At 70.6% G+C, this 13,402-nt stretch carries 10 protein-coding genes; 3 read left to right on the top strand and 7 right to left on the bottom strand.

The features are described from left to right. Positions 1–144 precede the first annotated feature (144 nt). Entirely contained in the window at positions 145–1,434 is a 1,290-nt protein-coding gene (locus tag ABT340_RS14250; protein WP_352011144.1) for a GTP cyclohydrolase IIa, read from the top strand. 415 nt (positions 1,435–1,849) lie between these two features. Next, positions 1,850–2,788, top strand: a complete 939-nt coding sequence (locus tag ABT340_RS14255) for an EamA family transporter (RefSeq protein ID WP_352011145.1) — start codon at positions 1,850–1,852, stop codon at positions 2,786–2,788. A gap of 94 nt (positions 2,789–2,882) precedes the next feature. On the opposite strand, the gene hisC is transcribed toward ABT340_RS14255, so the two are convergent. The 7 genes from hisC to ABT340_RS14290 all read right to left on the bottom strand — a co-directional run bounded on the left by hisC (position 2,883) and on the right by ABT340_RS14290 (position 12,160). Then, the gene (gene hisC, locus ABT340_RS14260) at positions 2,883–3,944 is read right to left on the bottom strand and encodes a histidinol-phosphate transaminase (RefSeq protein WP_352011146.1); all 1,062 of its coding nucleotides are present in this window, start codon (positions 3,942–3,944) and stop codon (positions 2,883–2,885) included. Between the two features lie 195 nt (positions 3,945–4,139). Next, positions 4,140–5,003: a hypothetical protein gene (locus tag ABT340_RS14265; protein ID WP_352011147.1), complete on the bottom strand. Its 864-nt coding sequence runs from the start codon at positions 5,001–5,003 to the stop codon at positions 4,140–4,142. A gap of 357 nt (positions 5,004–5,360) precedes the next feature. Further along, positions 5,361–6,026 (bottom strand): NUDIX hydrolase, encoded by a 666-nt coding sequence (locus tag ABT340_RS14270; RefSeq protein WP_352011148.1) that lies wholly within the window; start codon positions 6,024–6,026, stop codon positions 5,361–5,363. Positions 6,027–6,045: 19 nt separating this feature from the next. Next, a complete protein-coding gene (locus ABT340_RS14275) occupies positions 6,046–7,860 on the bottom strand; it encodes a DUF4434 domain-containing protein (protein WP_352011149.1) in 1,815 nt (604 codons plus the stop codon). Positions 7,861–7,920: 60 nt separating this feature from the next. After that, positions 7,921–9,009: a glycosyltransferase gene (locus ABT340_RS14280; protein ID WP_352011150.1), complete on the bottom strand. Its 1,089-nt coding sequence runs from the start codon at positions 9,007–9,009 to the stop codon at positions 7,921–7,923. Between the two features lie 19 nt (positions 9,010–9,028). Continuing rightward, positions 9,029–10,291 carry a nucleotide sugar dehydrogenase gene (locus ABT340_RS14285; RefSeq protein ID WP_352011151.1) on the bottom strand — a complete coding sequence of 421 codons (1,263 nt, stop codon included), beginning with the start codon at positions 10,289–10,291 and terminating at the stop codon, positions 9,029–9,031. Between the two features lie 195 nt (positions 10,292–10,486). Further along, a complete protein-coding gene (locus ABT340_RS14290) occupies positions 10,487–12,160 on the bottom strand; it encodes a glycosyltransferase family 4 protein (protein WP_352011152.1) in 1,674 nt (557 codons plus the stop codon). A 56-nt stretch (positions 12,161–12,216) separates the two neighbouring features. Here ABT340_RS14290 and wecB point away from each other — a divergent pair, with 56 nt between their 5' ends. Further along, complete coding sequence (gene wecB / locus ABT340_RS14295) at positions 12,217–13,386, top strand: non-hydrolyzing UDP-N-acetylglucosamine 2-epimerase (RefSeq protein ID WP_352011153.1); 1,170 nt, start codon at positions 12,217–12,219, stop codon at positions 13,384–13,386. The last annotated feature ends 16 nt before the right edge of the window (positions 13,387–13,402 follow it).

Here is a 13,402-nt window from a genome sequence, read left to right on the forward strand (position 1 = left end):
AGAATTGACCTCTAAACGGGCGTGACATTACGGCCCTCGCAAGCGATCGTTCCAAAAGAGAGCCGAATCAACAGGGACGGCAGGATGGGACGAACATTGGTCGAGCGGGCCGAAGAAACTCCACGAGTGTCACGCCCGGGTGCCATGACACCGGACCTCACTATCGGTGTGGTGGGCCCCCATGACCTCGTAGAAAGAGTGATGCTTATGGGACATGCGGCGGCACCTCTGCCGTGCCGCCTGGTGGCCGCTGCGTACCGGGACGAACAGGAGGCGGCCGACAAGGTGACCCGCCTCGGGGCGGGAGTCGACGCCTGTCTGTTCGCCAGCCCGGTTCCCTACGACCTGGCCAGACGATCGGGGGTGCTGACGATGCCCGCGACGTATGTCCAGCTCGGCGGCGCGGCACTGATCGCCGCGTTGGCCAGGGCAGCGTTGGACGAGCGGATCGACCCCAGGAGGGTCAGCATCGACGTGCTCGGACGGGCCGACATCGAGGAGGCCTACGCCGACCTCGGGCTGCCCGCCGGGGACGTGCACAGCCGCGACGAGCCGGGAGCCACCGGCACGATCGCGTCCTTCCACGAGCGCCTGGCGCGCCAGGGGAACACCAGCGGGGCGCTCACCTGCCTGCCCGCCGTCGCCGACCGGCTGCAGACGGCCGGGGTTCCGGTGGTCAGGATCCGCCCCACCTCCGCCGCGGTCCGTACGGCGCTGCACACCGCGGCGCTGCTCGGGGCGCACCACAGGCTGGAGGAGTCTCAGCTCACGGTGGTGCTGGTCGAGGTTCCCACGCTCCGCGAGCCGGTCCGCAGGGCCGCGCCGCGCTACTGGCGTGACGAGCTGAGGCTGTCGCTGCACAGGCTGCTGGTGCAGGAGGCGAACCGCATCAACGCCTCGGTGACCGCGGTCGACGACCACAGCTACATGGTCACCGCGACACGCGGCTCGGTCGCCACGGCGACCGAGGGCTTCCGGGTGCTGCCCTTCGCGGCCCGGGTGCGTGACGAGCTGGGGCTGGCGGTCGAGGTCGGGGTCGGCATGGGCCGTACGACGCATGACGCCGAGTCGCACGCCAGGGCCGCCCTGGCGCGCACGCAGGCGGGCAAGCAGGCCCAGGGCTTCGCCGTCGACCGGGAGGGCAGGGCGCTCATCCCGGCGCCCAGGATGCCTCCGCAGGGCGGCGGGCCGCTGAAGCCCAAGGGCGTGGAGGTGCTGGCACGGCTGGCCGCCAAGCTGGAGGGCGGGGACACCGTGGTGGACGCGGAGGGCGCGGGCAAGATGCTCGGCGTCACCCCGCGTACGGCACGGCGGTTGCTGCGCACGCTGGTCGACGAGGGGCTCGCGTGGCCGCTTCCGCCGAACCGCACTCCGCAGCCCGGTCGTCCACGCCAGCTCTACCGGCTGATCGTGGAGAAGCTGGGAACCCGCTGAGGTCCGCCGAGACCGCCGAGGCCGCCGAGTTCGCTGCCGCGGCTGTCGAGGCTCCCTTCGACGCCTCCCACGAAGTCCCCACCGGAGTCCCTGCCAGGACTTCGGAGACCCCTGGGGCTTCCGGGGCGGAGAAGGGCTGTCCGGGCTCCGCCGAGGCCACTGAGACCGTTGAGGTCGCAGCCTCCGCCGGGGCCCCTGTCGCGGCCTGGGCCGCGACCTTCGTGTGTCCGTGGCTCCGGGGCCTGCGCCGTACTGCAGCACGGCCCATGCCCCGGGGCCGCCGCGCCGTCACCCTCCGGGTCCGCGAGGACATCCGGGGGTGACGGCGCTTGCTGTTTCCGAGGTTCGGGAGGGTCGTCTCAAGGACTGAAATCCGCGAGAGGTTTCTCCATATAAGGGGATATTGTCAGGAGCTATGGCTTATGACGCTGCTGACAGACGCACGTCTCTCCTCGTCTGGGGCGCGCTGGCGATCGTCTACGTGGTCTGGGGTTCCACCTATCTCGCCATCCGGGTGGTCATCGAGACGCTTCCCCCGCTGCTCAGCGGAGCGATGCGCTTCACCTCCGCCGCGGTGATTCTCAGCCTGGTCATTCTGCTGCTGAAGGGACCGGGCCCCTTCAGGATGACGGCCAAGCAGTTCGGCGGCGCCGCGCTGGTCGGCGTGCTGCTGCTGACCGCGGGCAACGGCCTGGTCGCACTGGCCGAACAGCACATCTCCAGCGGCCTGGCCGCGCTGCTGGTCGCCTCCGTGCCGCTGTGGCTGGTGATCCTGCGCGTCGTCGCGCGGGACAGGCCCCGGGCGCTGACCCTGGCCGGGGTGCTCGTCGGGTTCGCCGGTGTCGCGGTGCTCTCCCTGACCGGGGCGAGCGGCGCGTCGAACGGCACGGCGATCACGATCATCCTGCTGGCCTCGATCTCGTGGTCGGTGGGCTCGTTCCTGTCCTCGCGCATCCCGATGCCCGCCGACCCCTTCGCGGCCAGCACGGTCGAGATGCTCGTGGGCGGCGTCGGACTGACGCTGGTCGGCACGGTGTCGGGCGAGCACCTGAACCTCGCGGCCGTCTCCGGGCGCTCCTGGATCGGGCTCGCCTACCTCATCGTGATGGGCTCGCTGGTCGGCTTCACCGCCTACGCGTGGCTGCTGGGCAACGCCCCCATCTCCCTCGTCTCGACCTACGCCTACGTCAACCCCGTCGTCGCGGTCGTCCTTGGCGGACTCATCCTGAGCGAGGTGGTCACCGGCTCGATGGTCGTCGCGGGCCTGGTGATCGTCGTCGGCGTGGCGCTGGTGGTCTCGACCGAACGCAGGAAGGCGCCGGTCGTGACAGAGAAGGAACCCGCCCCCGCGTAGGGACGGGTTCCTACAAAAGGGACCACAGGGGCCTGAGAGCCCCGTGGGAGCCCTGGGACACTCCAGGGGACTTCCCCCCAGGGCCCCGGGTGCGTCAGCCCTTCAGGAAGGCCTCCGCGACGGCCAGGAAGGTGTCGTTGGCCTCGGGGGAGCCGATGGAGACGCGGGCGCCCTCACCCTCGAAGGGACGCACGGCGACGCCCTCGGCCGCGCAGGCCCCGGCGAACTCAAGGGTGCGCCCGTCCAGGCGCAGCCAGACGAAGTTGGCCTCGGTGACCGGCACCGTCCACCCCTGGGAGATCAGCGTGTCACGGACCCGGTCGCGCTCCTTGACCACGGTATCGACCCGTTCGAGCAGCTCGGCCTCGGCCTCAAGCGAGGCGACCGCGGCCACCTGGGCGAGGTGGTTGACCGCGAAGGGCACCACGGTCTTGCGGACGGCCGCGGCGACGGGTTCGTTGCCGATCAGGTAGCCGACCCGCAGCCCGGCCAGGCCGTACGCCTTGGAGAAGGTGCGCAGCACGGCCACGTTGGGCCGGTCGCGGTAGATCGTGAGACCGTCGGTGACGTCGGTGTCCCTGACGTACTCGCGGTATGCCTCGTCGAGGATGACCAGCACGTCCTCGGGGACCCGGTCGAGGAAGGCCGCCAGCTCGGCCGAGCGCACGACCGTGCCGGTGGGGTTGTTCGGGTTGCAGACGAAGATCATGCGGGTCTGCGGGGTGATCGCCTCGGCCATGGCGTCGAGGTGGTGCGTCTCGTCGGCCAGCGGGACCCGCACCGAGGTGGAACCCGACAGGTCGGCCATCAGCGGGTAGGCCTCGAACGACCGCCAGGCGTAGATCACCTCGGCCCCCGGCTCGCCCACGGTCTCGAAGAGCTGCTGCAGCAGCGTCACCGAGCCCGCGCCGACCGCGACGTGCTCCGCGGGCACGTCGTAGCGCTCCGCCAGCGCGTTGGTCAGCGCGCCCACCCCGGGGTCGGGGTACAGATGAGCCTGGGCGGCCGCCTTGGAGATCGCCTCGACCACGGAGGGAAGCGGACCGTAGGGGGATTCGTTCGAGGACAGCTTGAAGGACCGGCCGTCGGCTGACACCACGGCCTTGCCCGCCCGGTAGGGGGGCACGGTGTCCAGAATCGCACGGAAACGAGGCATGACCTTACTTTATGAGGAGCAGGCGGATGGGGCATCCTCCTGGAATGCCGGAGCGGAGGCCTCCGAGCAGGTCTCCGAGCCGAACGGGTGAAAGATGTCCGGCCGGCGACCGGACGTGGGATGTCCGGTCGCCGGCCGGTAGACGCCGGTTCCACCCCCCCGGGGACCCGGCGCCTGTCCATGGGCGTTTCGCGGTCAGGCGTCCCCTGAGGAGACCACCGACAGCGGGAGGATCGGCTGTTCCGTCACGGTCAGGCTGATCAGGTCGACCAGCCTCAACCCCCGTGACACCGTACGGCGGGCGGCCCAGTCCTCCAGGTCGGCGGCGAGCAGCGCCGCGACGAACCAGGCCTCGGCGGGGCCGACCGGGGAGGGCCCTCTGCGGCGCTCACTGCTCCAGTAGGCCTGCAGGTGCCCGGGAGTGGCGGAGGCGGCCAGCCGCCTGGCCCTGACGTCGGAGTGGGTGAGGTCCTCGGGGCCCGAGGAGATGGGTTCGAGCACCGCGGTCGCGCCCTCGACCGAGCAGCGCTGCCAGGCGATCGAGCGTTCGGTGAGCAGGACGTCGGCCTTGGCCCACTCGGCGGGCGGGTGGTCGTCCTGGCACCAGCTGACGGCGGCGCAGCCGAGGGCGGCGTCCGGGGTCGGCACCCGGTGGACCTCGGCGCCGATCCGCGCGAGCAGTTCGGACAGCGCGAGCGCGATGGCTCCGCCGCCGACCACGGCGACGGGACCCGGCCAGGAGCGGGGTTCACGCTCGACCAGCAGCCCACGGTCCTCGAAGGTCCGCAGCGTTCCCGGGTCGAGCTGGTCGAGGTCTCCGCCGATCTCCTGCTGGACGGGGAGGAACTCGCCCGCGGCGGTCCGCAGCACCGTCACCTTCGCGGACTCCTCGGGTACGGCCCGGCCCACGCGGCGTTCCGCGTGACCGTTGCCCGCCCCGGCCCGCAGTCGCCCGCGGGGCTCGGTCTCGGAACGTCCCGTCGTGCCCGCCGCCTGCCGTACCGTCCCGGTCGTCACCGAGAAGATCTCCACGCCGGGCGCAAGTGTCCGCCGCGCCATCAGCACTCTCCTGTCTTGAGAAAAGCCTGTTCCGTGCCTGGGAAGGGCGTCACGCGTCCGGACGGTTCCCGCCCCGGCCCGGCCTCCGCCCCCACCACCTGACGGTGAGGAGGCATGGCCGTTCGCCGGGTGAGCCGTCGCCGTCCGGTGCCGGGTTCACGGTCGCCGAGACCACCAGGACAATCGTCGCGGAACAACCGCGACGACATCCTGAAATTTCAAGATTTTGCGTTCTTAACCTCTCAGTGTGGAAATAGCGTAAGCGATAACCATTTTCATGTCTATAACGAGGGAATGGTTTTCATCCCTTGAGATTCGATGCGTCGGAAGCCTTCCCCGTGGGGACTGTCTCCGGACCTACTCCTTCAGGGAGCGCAGCATCGGGGGATGCAGGAAAACCGCAGGTCCCCTGCGGTACAGCTTGGCCGGACGGCCCCCGTCACGGGTGGTCGTACGGCCCGTCGGCACCAGGAAGCCCTCCGCCTTGGTGACCTTCCGGTGAAAGTTACGCGGATCGAGCGCGCGACCCCAGACGATCTCGTAAACCCGGCGAAGATCGGCGACCGTGAACTCGGGCGGGCAGAAGGCGGCGCCCAGCGGGGTGTATTCGAGCTTGCCCCTGGCCCTTTCGATCCCGTCGACCATGATGCGCCGGTGGTCGAAGGCCATCTCCCTGAGCGAGGAGACCGGCTGCCAGCTCATGTGGGCCTCGGTCGAGGCGGGCAGGTCGGGGGCCAGGCCGAGGTAGGCCACGCTCAGGACGCGCTGGCGCGGGTCACGGTCGGGATAGCCGTAGGTCTGCAGCTGCTCCAGGTGGACCGGCGCCCCGGGCAGGCCCGCCCGCTCGGCGAGCACACGCTCCGCGGCGGCGGGGAGGTCCTCGTCGAGGTGGATGAAGCCGCCGGACAGGGCCCAGCGCCCCTCGTAGGGCTGCTTGTCCCGCCGCCAGACGAGCGCGCTCAGCTCCTGGCACCGCACTGTGAGAACGACAAGGTCCACGCTGACGGGGATGCGCGGAACCATGTCAGGCACGTTACACCGCTCAGGAGCCCACGCGAACGTGTAAGGACTCGGCCGCCGCGCGCCCGTCGGGCGCGGTCACCTTGATCCGCACCCACGTCCCCTGCGGCACGCCGTTCCAGTTGAACGGGAACCACGCCGTCCTGACGCGTTCCGGCAGGTCGGCCGGGAGCGCTTCGAGATCGACCCCGGTGACCTTGGTGACCTCGGGGGTCTCCTGACCGGGCCAGGTGATCGTCACCGTCGAGCCGACCGGGATGTCGTAGCCGCGGATCTCGACGCCGTCCTGGATGTCACGCGGACGGTGGACGGCGTCGACCGGGATCGGCCTGCCCGCGTCCCTGGCGACCTCCTCGGACAGGGACGGCGAACCGCAGGTGAAGAAGTCACTCCACATGTAGGAGACGATCTTCGAGACGTACCGGCCGACCTGGGTCACCGCGGTGTCGAGCCGTTTCTTGTCGGTGCGCCCCCTGGTGCCCGTCCTGGCGGCGCACGGCTCGTCCGACGACGGCTCGAACGCCTCGACGTTGGCCCAGAGCTGCACGTCGTAGCCCTGCTCGACCATCCTGGTCCTGGCCGCCGCCATCTCCCGGTAGTAGTCGCGGGTCGAGCCGTGGTAGGCGTCGCCGTTGGTCGTCTCCCCCACGACGGACCTCAGCCGCTCGTCCACCCGCTGGCCCCGCTGGTCGGGCCAGAACAGCCCCACCTTGCCCGTGCCCCGGCTGTCCTGCGGCGCGATGATGCCGACGCCGGTCCTGGCCAGCGCCTCGAAGCCCTTGGCCACCTCCTGGGGCGTCGCGCTGAACGGCAGCCGCTTGCGCGCGTCCAGGTAGGGACTGACCAGGATGGGTTTGCCCGGCATCTCCTGTTCGACGATCTGGTGCTGGGAGGCGTAGACCGCCAGCGTCGGATGCTCGGCCTTCATGTCCCGCAGTTGCAGCTCGAACGGCTGGTAGAACCCGCCGAGCGAGGTCCGGTTCGCGAAGCGGTCGCCGTAGTCCTGCAGGATGCGCCGGGTGAGCGTGGTCAGGGTGTCGGTGCCGCGCTCCGAGGCGCGGGTGCTCTGCGCCGGGTCGCGCGGGGCCAGCGGCAGCGCCGGGAAGACCTTCACCCCGAACCGGTCGCCGAGGTCGAGCAGCTCGGTGAGGCTGTCCTTCTTCGCGGCGGCCACCAGGATCAGGTGGTAGCCGCGTCCCCTGTTCCTGATGTTGTCGCAGCTGGGGTCGTCGGTGCCGTCGTCGGGCGCGAGCAGCCGGTAGAAGACCGTGTCCCCGGCGACGATCCGGCGCTCGTAGGCCGGGCAGCGGAACAGCCCGTCGCCGAACGCCTCGTCGGTCCGGTAGACGAACGTCCAGCTCACCCGGTTGCCCGGGTTGGCCGCCTTGAGGTCCCGCTCGGCCGCCTCGACGCACGGCACGCCGTCCTCGACGCAGGAGGCGTAGCGGGGGTCGGCCTTGTTCCCCTCCTTCTCCAGGACACGGCCGTCCTCGGAGGTCCTGCGGGCCTGCAGGCCCCAGCCGATCCGGATCACGGTGTCGCCGCCCACCTCGTGGATGGCCGTGAACTGCCTGCGCCAGGTGCAGTGGTCGGTCGTGGGGATCAGCCAGTAGCCGGTCAGCGCGTACGGCGACCGCACGGCCGTGTCGAACGTCCCGCACGGATCGGTGTACGGCGTGCCCGAGGGGGAGGCCGACGGGTCCGGCGGACTCTGCGAAGAGGTGGACGGTGTGCTCCGGGCCGTGGAGGCGCTCTCGCCACGGGGCAGGACCATCACGACCGCCACGACGGCGGTTGCGAGGATCGCCAGGCCCAGGAAAGCGGTCAGCCAGCGCACTTTCAGGACACTACCGTTCTCACGATCAGGCGGACATAAACGGCTTCCCCGTGCCGGAGATCAGCTCTTGACCCCCGCCCACGCCTCAAGCTGGGAGACGAAACGACGTGCCGAGTTCGGCCAGTGATGGTTCGCACGGGCCGCCGCGTACCCCCGCGCGCCCTGGCCATGCCGCTCCTTGACGTCGTCCCGCAGGAAGACGACGGCCTGGGCCACTGCCTTGGGGTCCTGCCACGGCACGACGACACCGCTGTTGTAGCGTTCGACCAGCTCGACCGCCCGTGGCGAGGGAGTGGTGATCACCGGGATGCCGTGCGCCATGTACTCCACGATCTTCGTGGGCATGGAGTGCCGGTAGTTGGGCTCGTCACGCAGCAGCGAGAGCCCGGCCAGCGCGCCGTCGAGCCGCTTGAGCGCCTCGTCGTTCGGCATGAAGTCACGCCATTCGAGCAGGCCCTCGGCGACCGCCTCGTTCAGCATCGGGCGCGACTGCGGGTCGGCGTAGCCGATCAGCTCGACCGCGACCCGGTGCGGCCGCAGCAGCCTGGCCACCTCGATGGCCTCGCGCACCCCGCGCGCCTCCGACAACCAGCCGAGGTAGACGATCCGGTCGCCGCCCGGCGCCGTCACCTGGTCGGGGACCCACGTCTCGTTCGGCACCACCAGGTGCGTCCTGTGGAAGCGGCCCGCGTAGGCGCTCTCGGCCAGCAGCAGGTGCAGGTGGCGCTCGGCCGTACCCTCAAGCAGGCGGGCCAGGAAACGCACCGGCGGGCGCAGGAACGCGGGCAGCCAGGGCTTCAGCGACAGGGTCGCCGGGGTGTCCTCGTGGACGTCCCAGACCACCGGGGGCCGGTTGCGCACGCCGACGACCGCGAGCAGCAGCTCGGGGTCGTGCACGATCGCGAGATCCACCTGGCCACGCATGCGCTTGAAGACCTTGCGGGCGGCGCGTACGGCGGTGAGCCGCTTACGCTCGGCTGCCCTGGGGAGGTCGACGCCGTTCACCCACGACCGGGCCATGACGCCCCGCGCGGTGTACGGCGCGGCATACGTGACCTCATGACCGGCGTCCACCAGCGCGCGGATCTGCCGGTGCAGAATCCGGGCGTCCTCGGGGTGATGCACCACCGTCATGACGAGCACGTGCACTGCGCGCAGCCCTTCGTTACTAGAGCCGCTCGACGCGTTCACCCTCGGCGAGAACGCCTCGGGTGTCGAGCACGAGCCTGCCGTGGTCCTCGACGATCGATAGGTCGAAGGCGGCGTGCTGCTGGAGCAGCACCGTCACATCCGCCTCCGTGACGGCCTTCGCCAGGTCCTCCTCGCGGGGGACCTCGACGCCGTCGACCCGCCACTGTTTGACGTAGGGATCGGCGAAGACCAGGTCGGCGCCGAGCTCGACGAGCGCCCGCGCGACCGGGAGGGCCGGGGTCTCGCGCTCGTCGGCGATGTCGGGCTTGTAGGTGACGCCGAGCAGAAGCACCTTGGAGCCGTTGACGGCCTTCCTGTGCCGGTTGAGCAGCCGCTGGACGCGGGCGACCACGTAGGCCGGCATCCGCTCGTTGATCTCCTGGGCCAGCTCGACGAACCGGAAGGGGTATCCCAGCTTGCGCACCGTGTAGGAGAGGTAGGACGGGTCGACCGGGATGCAGTGGCCGCCGACGCCCGGTCCGGGCAGGAACTTCTGGAAGCCGAACGGCTTGGTCGAGGCGGCCTCGATGGCCTCCCACAGGTCCACGCCCAGTTCGTCGCAGAAGATCGCCATCTCGTTGACGAGGGCGATGTTGACGTGCCGGTAGGTGTTCTCCAGCAGCTTGGCCATCTCGGCCTCGCGGGTGCCGCTGACCGGCACGACCTGCTCGACGAAGCGGGAGTAGAACCCGACCGCGCGCTCCCGGCAGGCGAGCGTGTAACCGCCGACCACCTTGGGGGTGTTGCGCATGCCGTACTTGGCGTTGCCCGGGTCGATGCGCTCGGGTGAGAAGGCGAGGTGGAAGTCGGTGCCCGCGGTGAGGCCGGAGGCCTCAAGGATGGGGCGGGCGACCTCGTCGGTGGTGCCGGGCCAGGTGGTCGACTCAAGGACGACCAGGGTGCCCCTGGAGAGGTTACGGGCGACGGTCGCGGTCGCGCCCTCGACGGCCGACAGGTCGGGGCGGTGGTCCTCGTCGAGCGGGGTCGGCACGCAGATGACCACGGTCGCGCTCTCGGCCAGGACCGACTCGTCCAGGGTGGCGGTGAACCCACCGGCCAGCATGTGCTCCAGGTCGGCGTCCGTGAGGTCGTCGATGTAGGAGCGGCCCGCGTTGAGGGCCTCCACCTTCAGGGGGTCGACCTCGAAGCCGACGACGCGCAGTCCGGCCCCCGCGGCCTCCTTCGCCAGGGGCATGCCGACATATCCGAGACCGATGACGGCCAGGTCGTAGGTGCTCACTCGGCCTCCTTCGCCGGCCCCGCCCACGGGGGCGCCAGTGTCGCCGGCGGGCTCGTTGCGCTCGCTCACCGGGTGACCTTGGGATGCCGGAAACAACACTTCATGGTCGCAAAGGCTATCTCAAGTCCGAACGAGCCACGTCTAATGCCATTGAACGCATCACAAACCGGTTGTTTTCCAGGAGTCGTCCGAAGGTCATGAAGCGGTAAGTGATCGGTAAAGGTCACGGTACGTCTCCGCGACGCGGCTCCACGTGCGCTTGGCGGCCACCTCGGCCCGGCCCGCCTGCCCCATCTCGGCCCGCCGCTCGGGGTCGTCACGCAGCGCGGCGAGCGCGTCGGCGAGGGCCTCGGGGTCGCCCGGGGCGACGAGAAGCCCGGCGCCGTCGGAGCCGACGAGCTCCGAGAGAGCGGGGAGATCGCTCAGCACGACCGGCTTGCCGAGCGCCATCGCCTCGACAGGTTTCAATGGTGTAACAAGTCGGCAGACCCGCAGGTCCTCGCGGGGGCAGACGAAGATGTCGATGGCCGCCTGGGCCTGCAGCGCCTCGTCGGGACCGACCCGGCCGGGCAGGATCGCCACGTCGCCGAGGCCGAGTTCCTCGACCTGTTCGAGCAGCGCGGGCCGTTCGGCGCCGTCGCCGACGAGCAGGACCTTGACGGGGGTCCCCCGGTCGCGCAGCAGCGCCGCGGCGCTCAGCATCGTCGCGAAACCCTCGTAGGCCACGATGCTGGAGACCGAGCCCATGATGACCTCGCCGGGGGCGATGCCGTACGCGGAACGGAACGCGGCGCCGTCGTACTCGGCGGACAGCAGCGAGTCGTCGACCGCGTTCGGCGCCAGGAAGATCCTCTCCCTCGGCACGCCGCGCTCGACGATCTCGGTGGCCATGGTCTCCGCCAGCGTCACCACGGCGTCGGCCGAGCGCATGATGAACGCCTCGCGGTCGCGCTGGAGCACGTGCCGCTGGCTGCCGATCCGCTTGGGGTCGCGCGAGGCCCAGGTCTCCTCAAGGAAGCCGCGGACCTCGTAGACCATCGGCGTGCCGGTCCGCTCCCGTACGGCCAGCGCGACCGAGCCGTTGCGGTGGTCGGTCGCGGCGTGCAGGATCTGCGGCCTGAGGGTCCTGACCAGCTCGGTCACCTCACCGGCGCCCCTGATCATGCGGCCCTGGCTCTCGAAGGGCACCTCACCGCCGTCGGGGATCAGCCGGTGGTAGGGGATGCCGTCGATCTCCTCGTACGGCGTCGCGTCGGCGTGGCCCTGCATCATCGGCCAGCCCCAGCTCGTCACCACGTGCGGGTCGAGACCCGCGGCCTTCTGCGCGGTGACGATGCGGTGGGTGCGCACGGTGTAGCCGGCCTGGGTGAACGGCAGCGCGTTGGTGACGCAGTGCAGCACCCGCCCCTCGACCCGCTCCCCCACGATGACCTTGTCCTTGGGCGGGATCGGGTTGGGCTGGATGGCGCCCAGCTCACCGGCGTAGTAGGTGGCCCTGCGCTTGATGAAGGGATACCTGGTGTGCCCCTGGAGCACGGCGACGGCCTCGCTCATCCGGCCCGAGTCGAAGTGCTCCTTGGCCTCGGCCCACGGCCCCTTGACCATGCGCATGCCGAGCTTGCGGACGACCAGCCTGGCCTGTCGCGCCGCCGGCCACGCGAAGCGGCCCACGACGGGGCGCAGGCTCGGCGGGAGCGTCTCGGCGGCGGCCTGGGCCACACGCACCGGATCGGACTTGACCTTGGCCGCCACGACCCGGGAGACGATCACGGGGTGCTTGGCGAACCCCTTCAACAGGCCGCTCAGCCCGGCACGGGCCGACTTCGCGGAAACCTTTGAGGAGTCTGGCGTGCTGGCATCGGATACCACGCCGTGACCGTACCATAGGCATCGTTTGCCCCACTCCCGCATGAAAGGCGAGGTCAATGAGGGACTACGCCCCCACGGGGACGACCCCGGACCCCGACAATCCCCTCGTCCTGCACGTGCTCGGCGCGCGGCCCAACTTCGTGAAGGCGGCCCCGGTGGTGCGCGGGCTCGCGGAGCTGGGGGTGCGGCAGGGCATCGTCCACACCGGTCAGCACTACGACGCGCTGATGTCGGACGTGTTCTTCGCCGACCTGGGTCTGCCCGAGCCGATCGCCAACCTCGGGGTGGGCTCCGGCTCCCACGCGCGGCAGACCGCGGCCCTGCTGACCGGCCTTGAGGACGTCGTGCTTGAGCACCGTCCCACGCTGGTCGTCGTCTACGGCGACGTGAACTCCACGCTCGCGGCGATCCTCGTGTGCTCCAAGCTGCACGTGCCGACCGCGCACGTCGAGGCGGGCCTGCGCTCCTTCGACCGGGAGATGCCCGAGGAGGTCAACCGGGTCGTCACCGACGCGCTGTCCGACATCCTGTTCGCCACCTCGCCGGACGCGCTGTCCCACCTGTCCAACGAGGGCGTCGACCCGGCGCGGGTCCACCTGGTGGGCAACCCGATGATCGACAGCCTGTTCTCCGCGCTGGACCACCTCGACCCGGCCCCGATCCGCTCCCGCCTCGGCCTGACCGGCCGGTACGGCGTGGCCACCCTGCACCGGCCCGCGAACGTGGACGACCCGGCCTCGGCCAAGGAGCTCGTCGACGCCGTCCTTGAGGTGAGCGCGCGCCTGCCGATCGTGGTGCCGATCCACCCCAGGGGCAGGCAGCGGCTGGCCGACGCGGGGCTGGTGACCGGTGGGAACCTGCTCATCGTCGATCCGCTCGGCTACGTCGACTTCCTGTCGCTGGTCCGCGGCGCCTCGCTGGTCGTCACCGACTCGGGCGGGGTGCAGGAGGAGACGACCATGCTGGGCGTGCCGTGCCTGACGGTCCGGCCGAACACCGAGCGGCCGATCACCATCACCCACGGCACGAACCGCCTGGTCACCCCGGCGCAGCTGGCCGTCGCCGCGGACCGCGCGCTGGCCGAGGGCGCCACGACGCCGTCCGGGGACCTTCCCCCGCTCTGGGACGGCAAGGCCGGTCCGAGGATCGCCCGGGTGATCGCCGCCTGGCTCAAGGGAGGCAACCTCTCCCCCGCAGGCCAGGTCATACCGCCCAATTCCCTGTAAACCGCCCTTTCGGTAC

The sequence above is a fragment of the Streptosporangium sp. NPDC000239 genome (assembly GCF_040300765.1).
Taxonomy (GTDB): Bacteria; Actinomycetota; Actinomycetes; order Streptosporangiales; family Streptosporangiaceae; genus Streptosporangium.

Excerpts from the sequence above, each read along its gene's own strand:
- ABT340_RS14250 (WP_352011144.1), top strand. The coding sequence starts at position 145 with ATGACACCGGACCTCACTATCGGTGTGGTGGGCCCCCATGACCTCGTA.
- ABT340_RS14255 (WP_352011145.1), top strand. The coding sequence starts at position 1,850 with ATGGCTTATGACGCTGCTGACAGACGCACGTCTCTCCTCGTCTGGGGC.
- hisC (WP_352011146.1), bottom strand. The coding sequence starts at position 3,944 with ATGCCTCGTTTCCGTGCGATTCTGGACACCGTGCCCCCCTACCGGGCG.
- ABT340_RS14265 (WP_352011147.1), bottom strand. The coding sequence starts at position 5,003 with ATGGCGCGGCGGACACTTGCGCCCGGCGTGGAGATCTTCTCGGTGACG.
- ABT340_RS14270 (WP_352011148.1), bottom strand. The coding sequence starts at position 6,026 with ATGGTTCCGCGCATCCCCGTCAGCGTGGACCTTGTCGTTCTCACAGTG.
- wecB (WP_352011153.1), top strand. The coding sequence starts at position 12,217 with ATGAGGGACTACGCCCCCACGGGGACGACCCCGGACCCCGACAATCCC.